Source organism: Enterobacter cloacae complex sp. 6730903, from assembly GCF_048283985.1.
In the GTDB taxonomy this organism is placed as follows: domain Bacteria; phylum Pseudomonadota; class Gammaproteobacteria; order Enterobacterales; family Enterobacteriaceae; genus Enterobacter; species Enterobacter hormaechei_C.
Genome location: NZ_JBLVXX010000033.1, coordinates 1 through 22,838 on the forward strand (window position 1 = coordinate 1; position 22,838 = coordinate 22,838).

A 22,838-nucleotide genomic window follows, 5' to 3' on the forward strand; every position below is an offset into this window, starting at 1 on the left:
ATCAAAAAGCAATTAATAAAAAACATAATAAATAAGAGAATTAATTATCTGTTGTGATTTAGTTCATTTATAAATAAAATATACCTGCACCTTTTGTGGGGATTTGATATATCCCGTTTTGTGTCGTCTGGCGTGATCAAGGCCACAAATGCCTACCTCTGTCCCTGATTTATGAGTTAAGATTCTTGCAAATTATATCTGTCGGGGTTACCCGACAGTGACCACACCTGACAGGAGTATGTAATGTCCAAGCAACAGATCGGCGTTGTCGGTATGGCTGTGATGGGGCGCAACCTGGCGCTCAACATCGAAAGCCGTGGTTATACCGTCTCCGTTTTCAACCGCTCCCGTGATAAGACTGAAGAAGTGATTGCCGAAAACCCAGGCAAGAAACTCGTTCCTTTCTATACGGTAAAAGAATTTGTTGAGTCTCTGGAAACGCCCCGTCGTATCCTGTTAATGGTCAAAGCAGGCGCGGGTACCGATGCTGCAATTGACTCCCTAAAGCCTTACCTTGAAAAAGGCGATATCATCATTGATGGCGGTAACACCTTCTTCCAGGACACCATTCGTCGTAACCGTGAGCTGTCCGCTGAAGGCTTCAACTTCATCGGTACCGGCGTTTCCGGCGGTGAAGAGGGCGCGCTGAAAGGCCCATCTATCATGCCTGGTGGCCAGAAAGAAGCGTACGAACTGGTTGCGCCTATTCTGACTAAAATCGCTGCTGTTGCGGAAGATGGCGAGCCGTGTGTGACTTATATCGGTCCGGACGGTGCGGGTCACTATGTAAAAATGGTGCACAACGGCATCGAATACGGCGATATGCAGCTGATCGCAGAAGCATACTCCCTGCTGAAAGGCGGCCTGAATCTCTCTAATGAAGAGCTGGCTGAAACCTTTACCGAGTGGAACAAAGGCGAGCTGAACAGCTACCTGATCGACATCACCAAAGATATCTTCACGAAGAAAGATGAAGAAGGTAAATACCTGGTTGATGTGATTCTGGATGAAGCAGCGAACAAAGGTACCGGTAAATGGACCAGCCAGAGCTCTCTGGATCTGGGCGAGCCGCTGTCTCTGATCACCGAATCCGTCTTTGCGCGTTATATCTCTTCTCTGAAAGAGCAGCGCGTTGCGGCTTCTAAAGTGCTGTCAGGCCCACAGGCTAAACCAGCAGGTGACAAAGCTGAATTCGTCGAGAAAGTTCGTCGCGCCCTGTACTTGGGTAAAATCGTCTCCTACGCGCAGGGCTTCTCACAGCTGCGTGCGGCGTCTGACGAGAATAACTGGGACCTGAACTACGGCGAGATCGCGAAGATCTTCCGCGCGGGTTGCATCATTCGTGCGCAGTTCCTGCAGAAAATCACCGATGCCTATGCTGAAAATGCAGGTATCGCTAACCTTCTGCTGGCACCGTACTTTAAGAAGATTGCAGACGAGTACCAGCAGGCGCTGCGTGACGTGGTTGCCTACGCTGTACAGAACGGTATCCCGGTTCCAACCTTCTCTGCTGCGGTGGCATACTACGACAGCTATCGTGCTGCTGTTCTGCCTGCCAACCTGATCCAGGCACAGCGTGACTATTTCGGCGCGCATACTTACAAGCGCACGGATAAAGAAGGTGTGTTCCATACCGAATGGATGGAGTGAGTTAAAACCTTCGCAATAACACCAACCCGGAGCATGTCTCCGGGTTTTTTTTATGCAAAAAATGCCGCGCATTATTCGAAGTAGTCTGAATCTCATCCCCCTCGTAATGATTACTCCTGGTTTGCCTTGACAGTGCTGTTTGCCAGGAGGTACAAAGCCCAACAGTTATGTTTATCGCGATGGTCTGCCGGCCATCAATACAGTTAACTAAAAGAAGTCATTAGCGAATGAAAATAACAATTTCCGGAACAGGGTATGTCGGTCTTTCTAACGGCATTCTGATTGCTCAGAACCATGAAGTGGTTGCGCTGGATATCGTGCAGGCCAAAGTGGATATGCTCAATCAGAAGAAATCGCCGATTGTCGACAAAGAAATCCAGGACTATCTCAGCAACAAACCGCTGAATTTCCGCGCCACGACAGATAAAGAAGATGCATACCGCGATGCGGATTACGTCATCATTGCGACGCCTACTGACTACGATCCAAAAACCAATTACTTCAACACCTCAACCGTAGAAGCGGTTATCAAAGATGTTATTGCGATTAATCCTGATGCGGTGATGGTTATTAAATCGACCATTCCTGTCGGCTTTACCAAATCCATCAAAGAAAAGTTTGGTATTGATAATATCTTCTTCTCGCCAGAGTTCCTGCGTGAGGGGAGAGCGCTTTACGATAACCTGCATCCTTCCCGTATCGTTATTGGCGAACGTTCTGAGCGCGCTGAACGCTTTGCCGCACTGCTGCAGGAAGGCGCAGTGAAGAAAGATATTCCGGTGCTGTTTACGGACTCCACCGAAGCGGAGGCGATTAAGCTTTTCGCAAACACCTATCTGGCAATGCGAGTCGCGTACTTCAATGAGCTCGACAGCTACGCAGAAAGTCTTGGGCTGAACACCCGCCAGATTATTGAAGGGGTTTGCCTCGACCCGCGTATTGGCAACCACTATAACAACCCGTCATTTGGCTACGGTGGCTATTGCCTGCCAAAAGATACCAAGCAGCTGCTGGCAAACTACCAGGCTGTGCCGAATAACCTGATATCGGCGATTGTTGACGCTAACCGGACGCGTAAAGATTTCATCTCCGATTCTATTCTTGCGCGCCAGCCGAAAGTGGTCGGCGTGTACCGTCTGATCATGAAGAGCGGTTCCGATAACTTCCGCGCTTCTTCCATTCAGGGGATCATGAAGCGTATTAAGGCGAAGGGCGTGCAGGTCATTATTTATGAACCGGCCATGCAGGAAGACGAGTTCTTCCATTCGCGTGTGATCCGCGATCTGGATGCATTCAAAAAAGAAGCGGACGTAATTATCTCCAACCGTATGGCGGAAGAGCTGGCGGACGTTAAAGATAAAGTCTATACCCGCGATTTGTTCGGCAGCGACTGATTAATATCGTGATATAAAAAAACCCGGCGCTCTGCCGGGTTTTTTGTTTTTAAACGTTATAGAAGTTGCGGTACCAGTCGACGAAGTTTTTCACGCCTTCTTTGACTGAGGTTTGTGGTTTAAACCCAATAACGTCATACAGCGCTTTGGTGTCCGCACTGGTCTCCAGCACGTCACCCGGCTGGATCGGCATCATATTTTTTACCGCTTCCTTGCCCAGCGCCTCTTCAAGCGCGTTGATGTAATCCATCAGTTCGACAGGTGAACTGTTGCCGATGTTATACACGCGATACGGGGCAGAGCTGGTTGCTGGCGAACCGGTTTCGACTGTCCAGTCGGCATCGGCCTGAGGAATAACGTCCTGTAGGCGAATAATCGCCTCCGCAATATCATCGATATAGGTGAAGTCGCGCTTCATCTTGCCGTAGTTGTATACGTCGATGCTGTTGCCTTCAATCATGGCTTTGGTGAATTTAAACAGCGCCATGTCCGGGCGTCCCCACGGGCCATAGACGGTAAAGAAGCGCAGGCCAGTGGTCGGTAGGTTATACAGATGCGAATAGGTATGCGACATCAACTCATTGGCTTTTTTGGTTGCCGCATACAGGGATACCGGATGGTCTACGGTGTCGTCAGTTGAAAACGGCATCTTACGGTTGAGGCCGTAAACAGAACTGGATGACGCATACAGAAGATGCTGAACCTTATTGTGGCGACAGCCTTCCAGCACGTTCAGGTGACCTACCAAGTTAGCATCTGCATAGGCATGCGGGTTTTCCAGCGAGTAACGCACGCCCGCTTGTGCGGCAAGATGGATCACGCGGTCAAATTTTTCATTGGCGAAGAGCGCAGTCATGCCCTCGCGGTCCGCTAAGTCCAGCTTGTGGAAGGTAAAACTCTCGGATTTGAGCAGTTCGAGGCGAGCGAGCTTGAGGTTAGGGTCATAGTAATCATTCAGATTATCAATCCCAACAACTTCATGCCCTGCATCAAGCAGGCGCTTGCTGACATGAGAACCGATAAAGCCCGCCGCGCCCGTTACCAGAAATTTCATAGCTTCCCTCATTCACAGTGTTCTTGTTGATGTCCCAGGACATCAGATTCCGACTATGATAGCGCGTTGCTCTTCACATACATAACCCATCTTTCCGATATAACTCATCGTATTCTTATAGAATTTTCTACAACAAGAGATACACTATGGAAACAAGATTATTTTTGCCCTTTTTCATCTGTTAGGGATTGTATGACGCAGAACAACGATAGCCTGGTCAATCGCAGCAATGACCCGGAGCAAATTGATTTACTGGATTTAGTAGTACAACTATGGCGCGGTAAGTGGGTAATTGGAGCGTTTATTGCTGCTTTTATTGTTCTCGCTGTTGCATACATTACCGTTGCTAAAGAAAAATGGACTTCATCCGCCATCATTTCCCAGCCTGATGCGGCGCAAATTGCCACCTATGCAAACGCGTTGAACATCCTTTATGGCGGTGCCGCACCTTCTATGCTGGACATTCAGAATCGCGCCATTGGCCGTTTCAACTCTTCCTTCTCCGCATTAGCGCAGGCGCTTGATAATCAGGAAGATCCGGAGAAACTTACTATCGAACCGACCGTGAAAGGCCAGGCATTACCCTTAACCGTTAGCTATCAGGGTGAATCGGCTGAGGCAGCACAGAAGCAGCTGGCGCAGTATATTCAGCAGATCGATGAGCAAACGGCTAAAGAACTGGCGCTTGACCTCAGAGACAACCTCAAGCATCAGATTATTACATTGAACGATTCCCTCAAAAATGAGGAGAAAGTCGTACAGGAGCAAAAAGATCTGCGTATCAAGCAGATTTCAGAGGCGCTTAAAAACGCAGAAGCCGCAAAAATTAGCACACCGCAGCTTCAGCAAACTCAGGATGTGACCCAGGAAACGATGTTTCTGTTAGGTACTGTTGCCCTCAAATCAATGGTTGATAACGAAGCATCTCGCCCGCTGGTGTTCTCGGGCTCTTACTATCAGACCAAAAAGAATTTACTGGATATTCAGAACCTCAACGTTAATCCTGATACCATTCATGTCTATCGTTACGTTATGAAACCGGACCTTCCTTTCCGCCGTGATAGTCCTAAAAAGGCCGTAACCCTCATCCTCGCGATACTGCTTGGTGGTGTTATCGGTTCTGCTGTCGTCCTTGGCCGCAACGCGCTGAGAAACTACAAACCAAGAGCCTGATTTACAAAAAAAAGACCGGGTCGTCCCTAATACCGATCATTTAAGGATCGGTTGACCGATCCAGTGGCTGGTGTAAAAAGGGTTCATGTCTCTTCATGGACCCTTTTTAAATGGAACTTTCTCAGGCTCCCGGCATTATTCATCTCAGCGCACCGGAACATGCCTGTTCCCTTTCCGAACTCATCCACGCAGAACTTATCCGGTAAGCCTTCAGGCTGACCGATACCGTGACGCTCCGTAAACGTAAACCACCCTTGAATCAATGACATGGCTTATTGTCGGCATATCTGTTTTCTGTGACAGGCCGATGACCAATATTGTTAATCTCATGGATATCACTGACCGTTCGGGCGCGCCATTCACCGCACGAAGCGCCATTATCCAGCGCGGCAAAAAGCTCGGCGAGGGGGCTGTCCGGGAGCTTTTTGATATCACAGCAATACTGGAAGCAGCAGGCGTCACACCCGCAATGGCACGGACTGAACCTGTTTGCGGTGGATGGTGTGGTCTGGAGAACGCCTGATATGCGGGAGAACAGCGAAGCGTTCAGCAAACACGGCAACCAGCACAGCGAAGGCAACTATCCGCAGGTGCGCATGGTCTGTCTGATGGAGCTCAGCAGCCATCTGATTAACGCCAGCGCTTTCGACAGTGAGAGCGTCAGCGAAATGCGTCTGGCGGCACAGTTAACGGACCGGGTACCGGACAACAGTATCCCCCTGTTCGACAAGGGATATTACTCCCCGGGGCTGCTGCATCACTGGCAGCACGCCGAATAGAACCGGCACTGGCTGCTGCCCCTGATAAAGAATACGGAGTATAAGGTCGTGTGCCGTCTGGGGCGGGGTGACGAGCGGGTGAAGCTAAAAACGAGCCCGCAGGCCCGGAAACAATGGCCTGGACTGCCGGAAGAGGTCGCTGCCAGACTTCTGAGCCGGAAAGTGGACGGAAAGGAGAGGAAAGTCCTCACGTCTCTGGAAGACCCCTGTCGTTATCCGGCGGGTGCGGTGAGCGAGCTGTACCGTCACCGTACGAACAGGCGAGATGGCTGGTATTACCGGGAAGACGGGAGCGAAGTTACCCGAGAGAGCTCAGGGTGAAGGGCAAGAAATACCCGGATAAAAAAACTGCTGGTCATCTTAAGTGACCAGCATTAGGGTCTCCCCGGTCTTTTTTTATTTATGCCGTTTCCGCAAATTCTCAATCACCGTCGTTAAATCCAGCTCCTGATCCTGAAGCAGCACCAGCAGGTGATACATCAAATCCGACGCTTCGTTCGTCAGCTCCTCACGGTCATGCACGGTGGCCGCCAGCGCCGTTTCAACGCCTTCCTCACCCACTTTCTGCGCAATACGCTTGGTGCCGCTGGCATACAGTTTCGCCGTGTACGAGCTCTTGGGATCCGCTGATTTACGCTCTGCCAGCAGCTGTTCCAGCTGATAGAGGAACAGCCACTGGTGGCTCGCCTCGCCGAAGCAGCTGCTGGTGCCTTTGTGACAGGTCGGCCCAATCGGGTTGACCAGCACCAGCAGGGTGTCGTTGTCGCAGTCTGGCGTAATGCTGACCACATTCAGGAAGTGACCCGAGGTTTCCCCTTTCGTCCACAGGCGCTGTTTGGTGCGCGAGAAAAACGTCACCTTGCCGCTGTCGAGAGTTTTTGCCAGTGCCTCTTGGTTCATGTATCCCAGCATCAGCACTTCGCCTGAAACGGCATGCTGTACAACCACCGGCAGTAATCCGTCAGTTTTTTCCCAGTCCAGCTGCGCCTGTTGTTGCTCTGTTAACATACCCTGATCTCCACGCCCTGGTCGGCCAGGTACGTTTTTAACTCACCAATATTGATAATCTGTTTGTGGAACACGGAAGCGGCCAGCGCGCCGTCTACGTTCGCATCGCGGAAGGCTTCAAGGAAGTGTTCCATGGTGCCTGCGCCGCCGGAGGCAATCAGCGGAACCTGGCACACCGCGCGCACTTTTTTCAGCTGCTCGAGGTCGTAACCGTTGCGTACGCCGTCCTGGTTCATCATGTTCAGCACGATTTCACCTGCACCGCGTTTTTGTACTTCCTGCACCCAGTCCAGCGTCTCCCATTGGGTGACGCGCGTGCGGCTTTCATCGCCGGTGTACTGGTTAACGTGATATTTGCCCGTCGCGGTATCAAACCAGGTGTCGATCCCCACCACAATGCACTGCACGCCAAAGCGGTCCGCCAGACGCGTAATCAGCTCCGGATCTGCGAGTGCAGGGGAGTTAATCGAAATTTTGTCCGCACCGAAAGAGAGAATTTTCGCCGCATCGTCAGCAGATTTAATCCCGCCCGCCACGCAGAAGGGAATATCAATCACCTCTGCCACGCGCGCCACCCAGCTTTTGTCCACCACGCGGCCATCGCTGGAGGCGGTGATATCGTAAAATACCAGTTCGTCTGCGCCTTCTTCGGCATAGCGTTTAGCCAGGGGAACGATGTCGCCAATGATCTCGTGGTTGCGGAACTGCACGCCTTTTACAACCTGACCATCACGCACGTCCAGGCAGGGAATTATCCGTTTTGCCAGCATTGAATCGCCTCCTTCACCGTAAATTTGCCTTCAAGCAGCGCGCGACCCACGATCACGCCGCGTACACCGGTTCCGCGCAGAGCGGCGATATCCGCCAGGTCGCCGATACCGCCAGAGGACTGAAACGCCACCTGCGGATAACGCGCGCAAACCTCTTCATACAGCGAGACGTTAGAGCCTGCGAGCGTACCATCGCGTGAAATATCCGTGCACAGCACATGCTTCAGCCCTACGGGGAGATACATCCCGACCAGCTCTTCCAGCGTTACGCCGGAGTTTTCCTGCCAGCCGCTGACCGCGACCTGCTTGTTACCTTGCGCGTCAATGCGCACATCCAGCGCCAGCACCAGCGCATCCGCACCGAAGCGGCGGAACCAGCCCTTGACACTCTCAGGATCTTTCACAGCGGTCGAACCGACTACCACGCGCGCCACGCCCGCGTCCAGTAAGGCGGCAACATCGGCTTCCGTACGCACGCCGCCGCCCACCTGCACCGGGACGTCCACGCCAGCCACCAGTGTTTTAAGCAGCGGGATCTGGCGTTTGGCCGGATCTTTCGCGCCGGTCAGATCGACCAGATGCAACACCTCAGCGCCCTCGGCGGCGTAAGCCTGTAACCGCGGCAGCGGGTCGTTGCCGTAGTCGCGCTGCTGTCCGTAATCGCCCTGGTGGAGACGAACAACCGTGCCGTCAATTAAATCTAAAGCGGGAATTATCATCACATCTCCAGGAAATTTTTCAGCAGTTGCGCACCGGCGGCGCCGGAGCGTTCCGGGTGAAACTGCACGCCGTAAAAGTTATCTTTCTGCACGGCGGCGGTGAACGCCTCGCCGTAATTGCACTGGGCGATGGTGTAGGCATTCACGGGCATGGCGTAGCTGTGGACGAAATAGAAGTACGCGCCGTCTTCAATACCCTGGAACAGCCTGTTGCCCGCCTTCGGATAAACGCGGTTCCAGCCCATGTGCGGCAGCGGCAGGCCGTGGTCGGTCATTTTCGGCACGTCTTCTTCAATAATGCCCAGCAGATCAACGCCGTTGCTCTCTTCGCTGCGGCGGCCAAGCAGCTGCATGCCGAGGCAAATGCCCAGCACCGGCTGAGTACAGGCTTTGATGAGATCTACCAGCTCGCGCTCATGGATCTGATCCATCGCCGCCTGGGCGGTGCCAACGCCCGGCAGAAAGAGTTTATCCGCACGCAGCACCACGTCCGGGTCGCGGCTCACTACCGGCTCGTAGCCGTGGCGCATAATCGCCGACTGTACGGAGTTCAGGTTGGCGCATCCGGTGTCCAGAATCACCACGTTCATTACAGCACTCCTTTCGACGAGGGCAGGGCGTCACCTTCCACGCGGATCGCCTGGCGCAGGGTACGGCCAAAGGCTTTGAACAGGCTCTCGACGCGGTGGTGATCGTTTTTGCCTTTGGTTTTCAGGTGCAGCGTCAGGCCCATGGTGTAAGAAAGCGAGCGGAAGAAGTGTTCCACCATCTCGGTGCTGAGATCGCCCACGCGCTGGTAGGTAAAGTCGGCTTTGTATTCCAGGTGCGGACGCCCGGAGATATCCATCGCGCAGCGCGCCAGGCACTCGTCCATAGGCAGAACAAAGCCGAAGCGGTTGATGCCGCGCTTGTCGCCGAGCGCCAGCTTCAGGGCTTCGCCCAGCGCCAGGCCGGTATCTTCCACGGTGTGGTGATCGTCGATATACAGGTCGCCCTTAACGGTGATCTCCATGCGGAAGCCGCCGTGCGTGGCGATTTGATCCAGCATGTGGTCAAAGAAACCGACACCGGTGTGGATCTTGCTGCCGCCTTCGCGGTCGAGCCAGACCTTCACGTCGATCTGCGTCTCTTTGGTGTTGCGTTCAACGTGGGAATAGCGGTCGCGTCGGGTGAGCTGCTCGCCAATCATCTCCCAGTTTAGCGTGTCGCGGTTATAGCGCAGGCCCGCAATGCCCATGTTGTCCGCCAACGTGATATCCGTGACGCGATCGCCGATCACATAGCTGTTGGCTTTATCCAGCGCCTCTTCCGCCAGATAACGTTCAACAAGCTTCACTTTTGGCTTGCGGCAGTCGCACTCGTCGGCAGGCATATGCGGGCAGATCAGCACTTCGTCGAAGGCGATGCCCTGCGAGGTCAGCACCTGCATCATCAGGTTGTGCGGGCCGTCAAAGTCTACCTGCGGGAAGCTGTCGGTGCCCAGACCGTCCTGGTTGGTGATCATCACCAGCTTATAGCCTGCTTTCTGAAGCTTCAGCAGCACCGGGACCACGTCGGGTTCAAACGCCAGCTTGTCGAAACGATCGACCTGAAAATCGCTGGGTGGCTCCGAGATGATGGTGCCGTCACGATCGATAAAGAGATACTTCTGACTCATACTTTCTCCGCTTTCAGGGCGTCAATCACGCGCTGGCTCTCTGCACGGGTGCCGACGGTAATACGCAGGCAGCCGCTCAGGGTAGGTTGTTTATTCTGGTCTCGTAAGATAATGCCCTGATCCCACAACGATTTAAATATCGCGCTTGAGGCGGTGAAGCGCACCAGGATGTAGTTGGTTTCCGAGTCGAACACCTGCTCCACGCACGGAATCGTTTTAAGGGCATCAACAAGATACTGACGCTCTTCCAGGATCTGCGCCACACGCTCGCGCATCGCGCTGATGCCCTGCGGGGCCAGCGCCTGTGCCGCAATATCGGCAACCGGCGTTGAGAGCGGATACGGGGCAATCACTTTCAGCAGCAGGTCGATAACCGCTTTATTCGCCAGCGTAAATCCACAGCGAAGGCCAGCGAGGGCGAAGGCTTTGGAAAGGGTACGCAGCACAACGAGATGCGGATACTCCTCAAGCCAGCCTGTCAGCGTCGCCTGCGGGCAGAACTCAATGTAGGCTTCATCAGCGACGACCAGCGCCTTGCCGCGCGTCATCTCCAGCAGGGTGCGGATATCCTGCGGATGAATAATCTGCCCGGTGGGGTTATTCGGGCTACAGACAAACACCACCTTCACGCCGTCTAGGTTATCGGCGATGCCCTGCAAATCCAGCTGCCAGTTGTCGAGCGCCTGCACGTTGCGGCAGGCCACGCCAAAGGTTTCGGCGCTCACGCTGTACATCCCGTAGGTGGGCTGGCAGTACATCACCGCGTCTTTACCCGGTTCGCAGAACGCGCGGATCAGCAGCTCAATCCCTTCATCCGCCCCACGGCTGACCAGCACCTGCTCAGGCTTCACGCCTGCATACTGGGCATAGTTCTCGATCACCGCTTTCGGCTGACACTCCGGGTAGCGGTTCAGCGTCTGCTGCAAAAGCTCAAAGGCCACCGCCGTGGGATATTCGTTGGCATTCAGCCAGACGTCGCCGTTCCCGCCCAGACGACGCGCAGACTGATAGGGCGTCAGGCGACGGACATTTTCGCGGGCTAATTCTTCGATGTTCATGCTTGCTCCTTCAGGGCGGCAACGCGCAGCGTCACGGCATTTTTGTGGGCAGTCAGGCGCTCGGCGGCGGCAAGGGTTTCAATGGTCGACGCCAGCGAGGCAAATCCCTCGCGGGAGAGTTCCTGCACGGTCATGCGCTTCTGGAAATCCGCCAGCCCCAGGCTGGAGCAGGTTGAGGTATAGCCATACGTCGGCAGCACGTGGTTGGTGCCGGAGGCGTAATCCCCGGCGGATTCCGGTGACCAGTCGCCGAGGAACACCGAACCTGCGTTGGTTATGCTGTCGACCAGATCGCGCGCATTGCGGGTCTGAATAATCAGGTGCTCAGGACCGTACTGGTTGGAGATGGCGATGCACTGGTCAAGATCGCGGGCCACAATCAGGCGGCTGGCGGATAGCGCCTGACGCGCCGTTTCCGCACGCGGCAGGTCAGCCAGCTGACGCTCAACGGCGTCGCCCACGCGTTTTGCCATGTCGGCATCTGGCGTCAGTAAAATCACCTGCGAATCAGGGCCGTGTTCGGCCTGCGATAGCAGGTCAGAGGCCACGAAATCCGGGGTAGCGCCGCTGTCGGCAATCACCAGCACTTCAGACGGACCGGCAGGCATATCAATCGCCGCGCCGTCCAGACGCTGGCTGACCTGGCGTTTCGCCTCGGTCACGTAGGCATTGCCCGGGCCAAAGATTTTGTCGACCTTCGGAATGGATCCCGTCCCGAACGCCAGGGCAGAAATCGCCTGCGCACCGCCCACTTTATAGATCGCCTGCACGCCGCACAGCTTCGCCGCATACAGGATCTCGTCGGCGATCGGTGGCGGAGAGCAGAGCACCACCTTCTGACAACCGGCAATACGCGCCGGGGTGGCCAGCATCAGGACGGTCGAAAACAGCGGGGCAGAGCCGCCAGGAATATAGAGGCCGACGGACGCCACCGGGCGCGTCACCTGCTGGCAGCGTACGCCGGGCAGGGTTTCCACATCCACCGCCTGCAATTTCTGCGCGGTGTGGAAGGTATCAATATTCTTCACCGCGACGGCCATCGCCTGTTTGATGTCATCACCCAGACGATTGCTGGCATCAATAATTTCCTGCCCGGTAACCTGTAAAGCGCCGACTTCCGTCTTGTCAAACTTCGCGCTGTACTCGCGCAGCGCGTCGTCCCCGCGGGCTTTGACGTTATCGAGGATCTCCGCCACGGTGCGGGTGATGCTCTCCGAGGCGGAAATTGCCGGGCGCATCAGCAGCTCACGCTGTTGCGCGTCGCTACAGGTATTCCAGTCGATGATTGTGTTAAAGCTCATGGTCGTTACTCCATCATCTTCTCAATTGGCAGCACCAGAATGGAGCTTGCGCCCAGCGCCTTCAGTTTTTCCATCGTTTCCCAGAACAGGGTTTCGCTGCTGACCATGTGCATCGCCACGCGCTGCTGGTCGCCCGCCAGCGGCAGAATGGTTGGGCGCTCAGCGCCCGGCAGCAGGGCAATCACTTCGTCCAGACGCTCGGTTGGCGCATGCATCATGATGTATTTGGATTCACGCGCCTGAATCACGCCCTGAATGCGGGTCAGCAGTTTGTCTATGAGCTGCTGTTTGGCGTCGGCCATCTCGCCGTCGCGCTGGATAAGGCACGCTTTGGAGCGGTAGATCACCTCCACTTCGCGCAGGCCGTTCGCTTCCAGCGTGGCGCCGGTGGAGACGAGGTCACAGATGGCATCGGCCAGGCCCGCACGCGGCGCCACTTCAACAGAGCCATTCAGCAGACAGGATTTAAACTGCACGCCTTTTTGATCGAGGTAACGCTTCAGCAGGTGAGGGTAAGAGGTGGCGATACGTTTGCCGTTCAGCGCGGCCGGGCCGTCCCAGGCTTCATCGACCGGCGTGGCCAGCGACAGGCGGCAGCCGCCGAAGTCCAGACGACGCAGGGTAAAGTAGCGCGGATCTTCGCCCTGCGCGCGGCGGGTTAACAACTCTTCTTCCAGTACGTTTTCGCCGATGATGCCAAGGTCAACGACGCCATCCATCACCAGGCCCGGGATATCGTCATCACGTACGCGCAGAATGTCGATCGGCATATTTTCAGCCAGGGCGATCAGGCGTTGGGTGTGCAGGTTGATTTTAATCCCGCAGCGGGCCAGCAGTTCGCGTGAATCGTCGCTTAAACGCCCTGATTTTTGAATAGCTATGCGTAAACGTGAGTTATCTAACATTCTGTGTTCCTCGTTAACCTGTTTTAACCTGTCTGAATGCGGTCCAAAAAAAAGCCCCCGGAAGAAGATCTTCCGGGGGCTTTTTCATGCGTTCATGCACCACTGGAAGATCCAAACGTCTTCCAGCACACATCGCCTGAAAGACTAGTCAGGATGATGGTGATGATGGTGGTTTTTAAAAGGAACGCGGGTCATATAAATTCTCGTTGAATGCTTATGCATTTGATGTCTTTTAACCTAAACCAGTTGTACGCCATAAAGCAAGGGCTTTTTTTGATCATTAATTCATTTCATATTGATGGTATGAATTGTGCGTTCCACCAGGCTGGCGTAGCCTTATAACAAGCGTCGTTAAGCGGAGAATGTCATGAAAAAGGTCGCGATTGTCGGGTTAGGGTGGTTAGGAATGCCACTGGCGATGTCATTAGCCGCGAAAGGCTGGCAGGTGACAGGGAGTAAGACCACCCGGGATGGGGTTGAAGCGGCACGCATGTGCGGCATTGATGGTGTCGAGCTGCGTCTCGAACCCGAGCTTATCTGCGATACCGACGAGCTGGATGAACTGATGAATGTGGACGCGCTGGTCATTACCTTACCGGCGCGGCGCAGCGGCCCGGGTGAGTCTTTTTACTTGCAGGCGGTGCAGGAGATCGTCGACAGCGCCCTGGCGCACCATATCCCGCGTATCATTTTCACCAGCTCCACCTCCGTCTATGGCGATATCGACGGTACGGCGAAAGAAAACACCGAGCGCCGTCCGGTGACCGCCAGCGGCCGGGTGCTGAAAGAGCTGGAAGACTGGCTGCACAATCTGCCTGGTACGCAGGTGGATATCTTACGTCTGGCCGGGCTGGTGGGGCCGGGCCGTCATCCGGGGCGCTTCTTTGCCGGTAAATCCGCGCCGGATGGCCAGCACGGGGTTAATCTTGTGCATCTTGAGGATGTTATCGGCGCCATAGAACTGCTTTTGCAGGCTCCGAAAGGGGGGCACATCTATAATATATGTGCGCCTTCGCATCCGCCGCGCAGTACCTTTTATCCGCTGATGGCGCGCCAGCTGGGTCTGGCGCCGCCGGTATTCAGTGAGGCGCAGGGGGAACGCAAAGGCAAAATTATTGATGGCAATCGTATTTGCCATGAACTGGGATTTGAATATCAGTATCCCGATCCGCTGGTTATGCCCATGGAATAATTGCGCCGGCGGAGACAATCGCACACCGCAAGGGGGCGAAGATGAAACCGCTGCTGGATGTTCTTGTTATTCTGGATGCGCTGGAAAAAGAGGGGAGCTTTGCCGCCGCCTCGGCGAAGCTCTATAAAACCCCTTCGGCTCTGAGCTACACCGTGCAAAAGCTCGAGAGCGATCTTAATATCCAAATCCTTGACCGCACCGGGCATCGCGCGCGTTTCACCCGCACAGGGCAGATGCTGCTGGAAAAAGGGCGTGACGTGCTGCATACGGTTCGCGAGCTGGAAAAACAGGCCGTCAAACTTCACCAGGGCTGGGAAAATGAGCTGGTGATTGGGGTTGATGATACTTTCCCTTTCTCCCTGCTTACTCCGCTTATTGAGGCGTTCTATCAGCGCCATAGCGTCACGCGGCTGGTTTTTATTAATGGCGTGCTGGGCGGTTCCTGGGAGGCCCTGACGCAGGGCAGGGCGGATATCATCGTTGGGGCGCTGCATGAGCCTCCCCAGTTAAGTGAATTTGGTTTTGCGCGGCTGGGCGTTCTGGAGCAGGTTTTTGCCGTTGCGCCTCATCACCCGCTGGCGAATGAACCGGAGCCTGTTACCCGACGCGTCATTAAAAACTATCGTGCCATTGTGGTTGGAGACAGTTCTCGCCCCGAATGCGGCATTTCATCGCAGCTGCTGGATGAGCAGGAGGCCATCACCGTTTTTGATTTTAAAACCAAGCTGGAGCTGCAAATAAGCGGCCTGGGGTGCGGTTACCTTCCCCGTTATTTAGCGCAGCGGTTTATTGACAGCGGAGCGCTGGTGGAAAAACAGGTTTTAGCGCAGAGCAGTAACGAATCGGTATGGGTGGGCTGGAATGAACAGACCGCCGGGCTTGCCAGCGCCTGGTGGCGAGACGAAATTTTAGCAAATAGTGCTATCGCTACAGTTTACACTCAGGCAGGTGATGGGAAATCAATCAGTTAGTAAAATTAATTTATGGGCAGGTTTCTCAATGTATTGCCTTTTGTATCTGGAATAGGGCAAAATGCCGCCGCTGCAAACAAATGAATAATCGACGATATAAAAGGCGTCGGTTATTTTTTTTTGCATGTACGAAACGAAACTAAAAACCAAGAGGCCGGGCTTCGTACCGGATAGATATTTACTAAAATCCGACAGTTGTTGTCGCTGAGGAAGAAAGAAATGGGGCAATTTTTCGCTTACGTGGCGGTTATTACCGTAAAGGAGAATAACTATGTCGCATAACGCAACTCCAAACACCTCTCGCGTGGAATTACGTAAAACGCTTACGTTGATTCCGGTTGTTATGATGGGCCTTGCCTATATGCAACCGATGACGCTGTTCGATACATTCGGTATCGTATCAGGCCTTACTGACGGTCACGTTGCAACGGCGTACGCCTTTGCGCTGGTCGCCATCCTCTTTACAGCGCTGAGCTACGGTAAACTGGTTCGCCGTTTCCCGTCCGCAGGCTCTGCGTATACCTATGCTCAGAAATCCATTAGCCCGGCGGTTGGCTTTATGGTGGGCTGGTCATCACTGCTGGACTACCTGTTCATGCCGATGATCAACATTCTGCTGGCAAAAATTTACTTCGAAGCGCTGGTACCTTCCGTGCCGTCGTGGATCTTCGTTGTGGCGCTGGTGGCCTTTATGACCATCTCTAACCTGCGCAGCATCAAGACCGTGGCTAACTTCAACACCCTGATTGTGATCCTTCAGATGGGGATTGTTGCGGTTATCGTTGGCCTGATCATCTACGGCGTTTCCCACGGTGAAGGCGCAGGTACGCTGACCAGCACCCGTCCGTTCTGGTCTGAAGGCGCGCACGTAGTGCCGATGATCACCGGTGCGACTATCCTTTGCTTCTCGTTCCTGGGCTTCGACGGTATCTCTTCTCTGTCTGAAGAGACCAAAGACGCTGAGCGCGTGATCCCGAAAGCGATTTTCCTGACCGCGCTGATTGGCGGCCTGATCTTCATCGGTGCGTCTTACTTCTTACAGCTGTACTTCCCGGATATCTCTCGCTTTAAAGATCCGGATGCATCACAGCCTGAAATTATGCTGTACGTGGCGGGTAAAACCTTCCAGTGGGGCGTGCTGATCTTCTCCAGCGTCACCGTACTGGCTTCCGGTATGGCAGCGCACGCGGGCGTTTCTCGTCTGATGTACGTGATGGGCCGTGACGGTGTGTTCCCAACCCGCTTCTTCGGTTACGTGCATCCTAAATGGCGTACCCCGGCGTGGAACGTGCTGCTGGTGGGTGCTATTGCCCTGCTGGCGATTAAATTCGACCTGGTAACGGCCACTGCGCTGATTAACTTTGGTGCGCTGGTGGCGTTCACCTTCGTTAACCTCTCCGTGATTTCGCAGTTCTGGATCCGTGAGAAGCGCAACAAGACGCTGAAGGACCACATCAACTATCTGGTGCTGCCAGTGTGTGGTGCCCTGACGGTGGGCGCCCTGTGGATCAACCTGGAAGAGAGCTCAATGGTTCTGGGTCTGATCTGGGGTGCAATCGGCCTGATTTACCTGGCTTGCGTGACCAGAAGCTTCCGCAACCCGGTTCCTCAGTACGAAGACGTCGCGTAAGACTGTGTCGGGTGGCGGCTATGCTCAACCCGACCAACAGTTTCGTAGGCCGGGTAAGCGTTAGCGCCACCCGGCAAAAAAAGCCGGAGACATCGCCTCCGGCTTTTTTGTACCCGCTATTCAGACAATCTCTTGCGCATACTGGAACAGCGCTTTCAGCAGCGCCTGCTTCTCAGCATTCCCTTCATACTGACCGTAAAGCATCTCCAGCTCCTGGGCGTAGCTATTAAGAAACTCCGGCGTAAACACGTTGCGCCGATGCTGTAACCAGCGTTCCTGCTCTGCTTCATCCAGCGTGCCGGGATAGTTGCGCGCGCGATAATTAAACATCAACTTCTCAATGCGCTTATCTGCGAAGGTGATATCCAGCGCGGGCAGGTTACGCGGGTCGGTTTGCAGCACGATGTTCATCGCCGCGCGATCGGCGTCGCTGAAGAAGCCGTTATAAAGCTGCGCATCCACATTCTCAGACGGCACGAACGGCTCTGCTTCGGCAAAAATGGCGACGACTTTCTCGCGCACCTGCGGGTTGTCGCGCAGCACTTTCAGGTTGTCGAGGCAGTGCTGACGGTTTATCCCCAGCCGGTCGGCGTCTTCCGGGCGCAGCGTGTTGGCCTGCGCCAGCACCGGGCACTTATTGATATGCACCAGTTTTACCGGTACGGCTGGCAGGTCACCCAGCGCCTCTTTCGGGGTATAGAGCCGTTCACGTAAGGTGTCGCTGTCAAGCTCAAGCAGCGGCGAGATATCCCCGGCGAGATCCACCATGATGACGGCGTTACGGTTGTCCGGATGCCAGGCAAGCGGCGCCACCCAGCTTGTGTTCCCGCGCCACGCGCCGAACATCCCTGAAATATGCACCAGCGGTTTCATCTGCGGCACGTCAATCAGCGTCATCAGCTTTTGCTTGCTGCGATGGCTCAACAGATACTCAAACAGGCGCGGCTGCGCGGTTTTTACAAGTTTCGCCATTGCGATGGTTGCGTAAACGTCTGCCATCGCGTCGTGGGCGTTGCTGTGCTCGATGCCGTTGGCCCGCGTCAGGTGCTCGAGCCTGAAGCTCGGCATGCCGTCGTCGTTCTCCGGCCAGTTAATCCCCTCCGGGCGCAGCGCATAGCAGGCGCGCATGATATCCAGCAAATCCCAGCGTGAATTACGGTTCTGCCAGCTCCATGCATACGGATCGTAGAAGTTGCGGTAGAAGATATTGCGCGTCACTTCATCGTCAAAACGGATGTTGTTGTAACCCACCACGCAGGTATTGGGCACCGTGAACAGGTCGTGGATGCGACGGGCAAATTCTGCCTCGCTAACGCCTTTATCCCGCGCTTCCTGAGGCGTGATGCCCGTCACCATTACCGCGCCCGGCTGCGGCAGATAGTCATCGGCGGGTTTACAGTAAAACACCTCGGGTTCACCGATGACGTTAAATTCGTCATCGGTTCGGATAGCCGCAAACTGCGCCGGTCGGTCCAGCGCCGGATGGGTGCCAAAGGTTTCGTAATCGTGGAACAAAAAAGTCGGGCGCGCGGCAGAGTCAGACACCAGTAATCTCATCCTGTTAAAAATTGACGTCTCTATGGTAAACGATTGGGGTGAGCAGTCCGAATAAAAAGCACCGTCAGGCAAGAAATTTGCGAGATTTGTTCCGAAAAAATCTGCGCGTTGTCACATTTTTTTGCAATTAAGGCAGGTAACGACATCAGAACTCCCGTAAAAAGGTCATCGATTTTTACTGACCTGAGGATATACCGTTGAAACGCCGTCTGTTTATTGCTGTTTCTTTACTCGCTTCGAGTATTTCATCCGCGCTGGCTGCCGAGCCGCTGGATTTTTCACCTCAGCCGCCTGCCATCCAGGCTGGCTCCTGGGTATTGATGGATTACACCACGGGTCAAATCTTAACGGCGGGCAACGAACATCAGCAGCGCAATCCGGCGAGCCTGACCAAACTGATGACGGGGTACGTTGTCGATCGCGCCATTGATAGCCACCGCATCAGCCCCGATGACATTGTGACGGTCGGACGTGACGCCTGGGCAAAAGGCAATCCGGTCTTTGACGGTTCGTCGCTGATGTTTCTGAAGGAGGGCGATCGGGTTTCCGTGCGCGATCTCAGCCGCGGCCTGATTGTTGATTCCGGCAATGACGCCTGCGTGGCGCTGGCGGATCACGTGGCGGGCGGTCAGCCGCAGTTCGTCAGGATGATGAATGACTACGTTGAAAAGCTGAACCTGCGCGATACCCACTTCGAAACCGTACACGGGCTGGATGCACCGGGTCAGCACAGCTCCGCTTACGATCTCGCCGTACTTTCCCGAGCCATCATTCACGGCGAGCCTGAGTTCTACCACATGTACAGCGAAAAGAGCCTGACCTGGAACGGCATCACCCAGCAGAACCGCAACGGCCTGCTGTGGGATAAGACCATGAACGTGGATGGCCTGAAAACGGGACACACCTCGGGCGCGGGCTTTAACCTGATTGCCTCTGCGGTGGACGGTCAGCGTCGACTGATTGCGGTGGTGATGGGGGCAGACAGCCCGAAAGGACGTGAAGATCAGGCGCGCAAGCTGCTGCACTGGGGACAGCAAAATTTTGATACGGTGCAGATCCTGCATAACGGTAAAAAAGTGGGAACCGAGCGCATCTGGTACGGCGATAAAGAGCAGATCGCGCTGGGCACGGATCAGGACTTCTGGCTGGCATTACCCAAATCGGAAGTGCCGAACATCAAGGCGAAATACGTGATGGATAAAAAAGAGCTGGAAGCGCCGATCGCCGCGCATCAGCGGGTAGGGGAGATCCAGCTGTACGATCGTGACAAGGTGGTCGCGCACTGGCCATTGGTTACGCTGGAAAGCGTTGAAAAGGGCGGCCTTTTCTCCCGCCTCGGCGATTATCTGCATCATAAGCTCTGACCTTTTTGGGCAGACTGGCAGTGTTGCGAGTCTGCTCACATAATAAACACTCCTGGTTTGCCGATAATCTCGATTCTGCTTTATAGTGTATATATATACAGTAATGAACGGAGGCAGCATGGACTACAGCATCAGGCAGCAACAGAAACGTACGATCGCTGGCTTTCATCTCGTGGGGCCGTGGGAAAAGACGGTCAAGCAGGGATTCGAACAGCTGGTCATGTGGGTAGACGGGCGTCATATTCAGCCGCAGGAGTGGGTGGCCGTTTATTATGACAATCCGGATGACGTTCCGGCAGAAAAGCTCCGCTGCGTTACCGCCGTAACGGTAGCGGACGATTTCACTATCCCTGAGAACAGTGAAGGGGTGATGATAACCGAAATTGCTGCCGGAGAGTACGCTATTGCCGCCGCGCGCGTTGAAAATCATGATTTCGCCACTCCGTGGTATCAGTTCTTCAACTCCCTGCTGGAAGACAGCAAATTCCAGATCGCGGCAAAACCCTGCTTCGAACGCTATCTGAACGATGGCAATGCTGACGGCTACTGGGATATTGAGATGTTTGTACCGGTAGAGCACAAAGTGAGATAATCCTGCGGAATGCAGGGTTTTTCAGCCGGGCGCGATCCACCCGGCTGAAAACACAGTACAATTGTGGTTTGCCGTAGAGCTGGAGACGGGTGTGCGCCCCGACAAGTCATTAACCCCTTTTGAAATTCGGTTATACAAACATTATCGCGTGGTGCACGGTTGCCGCATTGCGCTGGCGTTTGTGTTGACCTTCGTACTGGTTCGTCTGCTGGATATCCCGGAAGGGACGTGGCCGCTGATCACGCTGGTGGTGGTGATGGGGCCGATCTCATTCTGGGGGAACGTGGTCCCGCGCGCTTTCGAACGCATAGGCGGCACCGTTTTAGGCTCAGCGCTTGGGCTTATCGCCCTGAAGCTGGAGCTGATCTCGTTTCCGGTCATGTTGCTGTGGTGCGCGGTGGCGATGTTTCTTTGCGGGTGGCTGGCCCTCGGCAAGAAACCGTATCAGGCGCTGCTGATTGGCATTACGCTCGCGGTTGTGGTCGGCGCACCGGCGGGCGATATGACCACCGCATTGTGGCGAAGCGGGGACGTGATCCTCGGCTCGTTGCTCGCCATGCTGTTTACCGGCATCTGGCCGCAGCGTGCCTTCCTGCACTGGCGCATTCAGATGGCAAACTACGTCACGGCATTTAATCGGGTCTACCAGGCCGGGTTTTCGCCGAATCTGATTGAGCGCCCGCGGCTGGAAAAGCACCTGCAAAAAATCCTCAATGATGTGGTCAAAATGCGTGGGTTAATTACGCCAGCAAGCAAAGAAACCCATATCCAGAAAGCCATTTTTGAAGCTATTCAGACGGTCAGCCGTAATCTGGTCTGTATGCTTGAACTGCAAATCAATGCCCACTGGGCCTCACGTCCCAGCCATCTTCTGATGCTCAACGCGCATACGCTGAAAGAGACGCAGCAGATGACGCAACAGACCCTGCTGACCATCGCTCATGCGCTCTATGAAGGTAACCCGCAGCCGATACGGGCGAACAGCGAGCGGCTGAACGAAATCGTCGCCGAGCTCAAACAGCTGATGAATGAGCGCCAGGGCGACAATGTGGCGGAAACGCCCATCCACGGTTATGTCTGGCTGAGTATGGAGCTGGCGCGACAGCTGGAGTTGTTATCGCAGCTGATTTGCCGGGCACTGCGCAAATAAAAAGCGTATGTGATGCCTGCTGCTTCGATTCAGCAACAATTAGGGTTATGATGGTTTTAAACGATATACTCATTGTCATTCGCAGCCGCTGTCTGTTAAAACGGTTGCTTTAACGAATCCGAATCTCACATTATCAGGGGTGTAAAAATGGAAACTACCAAGCCTTCGTTCCAGGATGTTCTGGAGTTCGTCCGCCTGTTCCGCCGCAAAAACAAGCTACAGCGCGAAATCCAGGACGTAGAGAAGAAGATCCGTGACAACCAGAAACGTGTCCTGCTGCTGGACAACCTGAGCGACTACATCAAGCCTGGCATGAGCGTTGAAGCTATTCAGGGCATCATCGCCAGCATGAAGAGCGATTATGAAGATCGCGTTGATGACTACATCATCAAAAACGCTGAGCTGTCCAAAGAGCGTCGCGACATCTCCAAGAAGCTGAAAGTGATGGGCGAAATCAAAAACGTCGACGCTAAAGGCGAGTAATCGCACACTCTGTTGCCCGGTGGCGCTGCGCTTACCGGGTCTACAGGACTGTTATCACGTAGGTCGGGTAAGGCGAAGCCGCCACCCGACAATTTTACCGAACGCAGAAAAGCAAAAAGCCTGCTCTAAAAGCAGGCTTTTTAAATTTGGCTCCTCTGACTGGACTCGAACCAGTGACATACGGATTAACAGTCCGCCGTTCTACCGACTGAACTACAGAGGAATCATTGTGGAGGCTTATCTTAGCGGCGAAAAAACTTTTGTCAAACCTGATCTCAGGCAAAAGCGTTTGTTTGATGATTCTGTCGTCATTTTGTTGTAAATCCAAACATAATTTTATGGAAAATACTTTGCAGGATACGCATTTCTGCCCCATCATTTGAAATGGAGTTTCAACTTTCTCGCTAAGGTCCATTTTGAACGTCACCGCA

22 protein-coding genes, 1 tRNA gene, 1 pseudogene and 1 other annotated feature are annotated in these 22,838 nt (G+C 54.4%); of the genes and pseudogenes, 12 read left to right on the plus strand and 12 right to left on the minus strand.

The window, feature by feature from the left end; translation table 11 throughout:
• Positions 1-243: 243 nt before the first annotated feature.
• Positions 244-1,650 carry an NADP-dependent phosphogluconate dehydrogenase gene (gene gndA / locus ACNQ0W_RS16720; protein ID WP_028013772.1) on the plus strand — a complete coding sequence of 469 codons (1,407 nt, stop codon included), beginning with the start codon at positions 244-246 and terminating at the stop codon, positions 1,648-1,650.
• Between the two features lie 227 nt (positions 1,651-1,877).
• Positions 1,878-3,044 carry a UDP-glucose 6-dehydrogenase gene (gene ugd, locus ACNQ0W_RS16725; protein ID WP_062932824.1) on the plus strand — a complete coding sequence of 389 codons (1,167 nt, stop codon included), beginning with the start codon at positions 1,878-1,880 and terminating at the stop codon, positions 3,042-3,044.
• Between the two features lie 49 nt (positions 3,045-3,093).
• On the opposite strand, the gene ACNQ0W_RS16730 is transcribed toward ugd, so the two are convergent.
• Complete coding sequence (locus ACNQ0W_RS16730; protein WP_062932825.1) at positions 3,094-4,098, minus strand: NAD-dependent epimerase; 1,005 nt, start codon at positions 4,096-4,098, stop codon at positions 3,094-3,096.
• A gap of 192 nt (positions 4,099-4,290) precedes the next feature.
• On the opposite strand from ACNQ0W_RS16730, the gene wzzB reads away from it, so the two are divergent.
• Both wzzB and ACNQ0W_RS16740 read left to right on the plus strand, forming a co-directional pair.
• Positions 4,291-5,271 carry an LPS O-antigen chain length determinant protein WzzB gene (gene wzzB / locus ACNQ0W_RS16735; RefSeq protein WP_417933217.1) on the plus strand — a complete coding sequence of 327 codons (981 nt, stop codon included), beginning with the start codon at positions 4,291-4,293 and terminating at the stop codon, positions 5,269-5,271.
• A 110-nt stretch (positions 5,272-5,381) separates the two neighbouring features.
• A pseudogene (locus ACNQ0W_RS16740) lies at positions 5,382-6,335 on the plus strand (IS4 family transposase); the annotation flags it as partial.
• Between the two features lie 111 nt (positions 6,336-6,446).
• Here the strand turns inward: ACNQ0W_RS16740 and hisIE are convergent.
• From hisIE to hisL, 9 genes are all read right to left on the minus strand, one after another.
• Complete coding sequence (gene hisIE / locus ACNQ0W_RS16745) at positions 6,447-7,058, minus strand: bifunctional phosphoribosyl-AMP cyclohydrolase/phosphoribosyl-ATP diphosphatase HisIE (RefSeq protein WP_062932830.1); 612 nt, start codon at positions 7,056-7,058, stop codon at positions 6,447-6,449.
• On the minus strand, positions 7,052-7,828 hold the full coding sequence (gene hisF / locus ACNQ0W_RS16750) for an imidazole glycerol phosphate synthase subunit HisF (RefSeq protein ID WP_003859481.1): 777 nt from the start codon (positions 7,826-7,828) through the stop codon (positions 7,052-7,054). Before hisF ends, hisIE begins: the two co-directional genes overlap by 7 nt.
• Positions 7,810-8,547, minus strand: a complete 738-nt coding sequence (gene hisA, locus ACNQ0W_RS16755; RefSeq protein ID WP_015572395.1) for a 1-(5-phosphoribosyl)-5-[(5-phosphoribosylamino)methylideneamino]imidazole-4-carboxamide isomerase — start codon at positions 8,545-8,547, stop codon at positions 7,810-7,812. The genes hisF and hisA overlap by 19 nt, the downstream gene beginning before the upstream one ends.
• Positions 8,547-9,137: an imidazole glycerol phosphate synthase subunit HisH gene (gene hisH / locus ACNQ0W_RS16760; RefSeq protein ID WP_015572396.1), complete on the minus strand. Its 591-nt coding sequence runs from the start codon at positions 9,135-9,137 to the stop codon at positions 8,547-8,549. Before hisH ends, hisA begins: the two co-directional genes overlap by 1 nt.
• Positions 9,137-10,204 carry a bifunctional histidinol-phosphatase/imidazoleglycerol-phosphate dehydratase HisB gene (gene hisB, locus ACNQ0W_RS16765; RefSeq protein ID WP_032669539.1) on the minus strand — a complete coding sequence of 356 codons (1,068 nt, stop codon included), beginning with the start codon at positions 10,202-10,204 and terminating at the stop codon, positions 9,137-9,139. The genes hisH and hisB overlap by 1 nt, the downstream gene beginning before the upstream one ends.
• Positions 10,201-11,262 carry a histidinol-phosphate transaminase gene (hisC, locus tag ACNQ0W_RS16770; RefSeq protein WP_062932831.1) on the minus strand — a complete coding sequence of 354 codons (1,062 nt, stop codon included), beginning with the start codon at positions 11,260-11,262 and terminating at the stop codon, positions 10,201-10,203. Before hisC ends, hisB begins: the two co-directional genes overlap by 4 nt.
• Positions 11,259-12,563 (minus strand): histidinol dehydrogenase, encoded by a 1,305-nt coding sequence (gene hisD / locus ACNQ0W_RS16775; protein WP_062932832.1) that lies wholly within the window; start codon positions 12,561-12,563, stop codon positions 11,259-11,261. The genes hisC and hisD overlap by 4 nt, the downstream gene beginning before the upstream one ends.
• Positions 12,564-12,568: 5 nt before the next feature.
• Positions 12,569-13,468, minus strand: coding sequence for an ATP phosphoribosyltransferase (gene hisG, locus ACNQ0W_RS16780; protein WP_000886595.1), 900 nt, complete (start codon positions 13,466-13,468; stop codon positions 12,569-12,571).
• Positions 13,469-13,513: 45 nt separating this feature from the next.
• Positions 13,514-13,637, minus strand: a sequence feature (His leader region).
• Complete coding sequence (gene hisL, locus ACNQ0W_RS16785) at positions 13,613-13,663, minus strand: his operon leader peptide (RefSeq protein WP_099516347.1); 51 nt, start codon at positions 13,661-13,663, stop codon at positions 13,613-13,615. It overlaps the preceding feature by 25 nt.
• Positions 13,664-13,835: 172 nt before the next feature.
• Between hisL and ACNQ0W_RS16790 the strand changes: the two genes are divergently transcribed.
• The 4 genes from ACNQ0W_RS16790 to ACNQ0W_RS16805 all read left to right on the plus strand — a co-directional run bounded on the left by ACNQ0W_RS16790 (position 13,836) and on the right by ACNQ0W_RS16805 (position 17,261).
• Positions 13,836-14,660 (plus strand): SDR family oxidoreductase, encoded by an 825-nt coding sequence (locus tag ACNQ0W_RS16790; protein WP_017383300.1) that lies wholly within the window; start codon positions 13,836-13,838, stop codon positions 14,658-14,660.
• A 41-nt stretch (positions 14,661-14,701) separates the two neighbouring features.
• On the plus strand, positions 14,702-15,631 hold the full coding sequence (locus ACNQ0W_RS16795; protein ID WP_047728942.1) for a LysR substrate-binding domain-containing protein: 930 nt from the start codon (positions 14,702-14,704) through the stop codon (positions 15,629-15,631).
• Positions 15,632-15,850: 219 nt separating this feature from the next.
• Positions 15,851-15,913 carry a membrane protein YoeI gene (gene yoeI, locus ACNQ0W_RS16800; protein ID WP_099458931.1) on the plus strand — a complete coding sequence of 21 codons (63 nt, stop codon included), beginning with the start codon at positions 15,851-15,853 and terminating at the stop codon, positions 15,911-15,913.
• Positions 15,903-17,261 carry an APC family permease gene (locus ACNQ0W_RS16805; protein WP_006811203.1) on the plus strand — a complete coding sequence of 453 codons (1,359 nt, stop codon included), beginning with the start codon at positions 15,903-15,905 and terminating at the stop codon, positions 17,259-17,261. Before yoeI ends, ACNQ0W_RS16805 begins: the two co-directional genes overlap by 11 nt.
• Positions 17,262-17,381: 120 nt before the next feature.
• Here ACNQ0W_RS16805 and sbcB read toward each other — a convergent pair whose 3' ends face one another.
• Positions 17,382-18,818 (minus strand): exodeoxyribonuclease I, encoded by a 1,437-nt coding sequence (sbcB, locus tag ACNQ0W_RS16810; RefSeq protein WP_371306722.1) that lies wholly within the window; start codon positions 18,816-18,818, stop codon positions 17,382-17,384.
• A 191-nt stretch (positions 18,819-19,009) separates the two neighbouring features.
• Between sbcB and dacD the strand changes: the two genes are divergently transcribed.
• From dacD to ACNQ0W_RS16830, 4 genes are all read left to right on the plus strand, one after another.
• Positions 19,010-20,182, plus strand: a complete 1,173-nt coding sequence (dacD, locus tag ACNQ0W_RS16815) for a serine-type D-Ala-D-Ala carboxypeptidase DacD (RefSeq protein ID WP_047740833.1) — start codon at positions 19,010-19,012, stop codon at positions 20,180-20,182.
• 118 nt (positions 20,183-20,300) lie between these two features.
• Positions 20,301-20,774 carry a DNA gyrase inhibitor SbmC gene (gene sbmC, locus ACNQ0W_RS16820; RefSeq protein ID WP_062932884.1) on the plus strand — a complete coding sequence of 158 codons (474 nt, stop codon included), beginning with the start codon at positions 20,301-20,303 and terminating at the stop codon, positions 20,772-20,774.
• A 91-nt stretch (positions 20,775-20,865) separates the two neighbouring features.
• Positions 20,866-21,924: an FUSC family protein gene (locus tag ACNQ0W_RS16825; protein WP_017693112.1), complete on the plus strand. Its 1,059-nt coding sequence runs from the start codon at positions 20,866-20,868 to the stop codon at positions 21,922-21,924.
• Positions 21,925-22,071: 147 nt separating this feature from the next.
• Positions 22,072-22,407 carry a DUF496 family protein gene (locus tag ACNQ0W_RS16830; RefSeq protein WP_000450410.1) on the plus strand — a complete coding sequence of 112 codons (336 nt, stop codon included), beginning with the start codon at positions 22,072-22,074 and terminating at the stop codon, positions 22,405-22,407.
• Positions 22,408-22,554: 147 nt separating this feature from the next.
• Here the strand turns inward: ACNQ0W_RS16830 and ACNQ0W_RS16835 are convergent.
• Positions 22,555-22,630, minus strand: a tRNA-Asn gene (locus ACNQ0W_RS16835).
• Positions 22,631-22,838 lie beyond the last annotated feature (208 nt).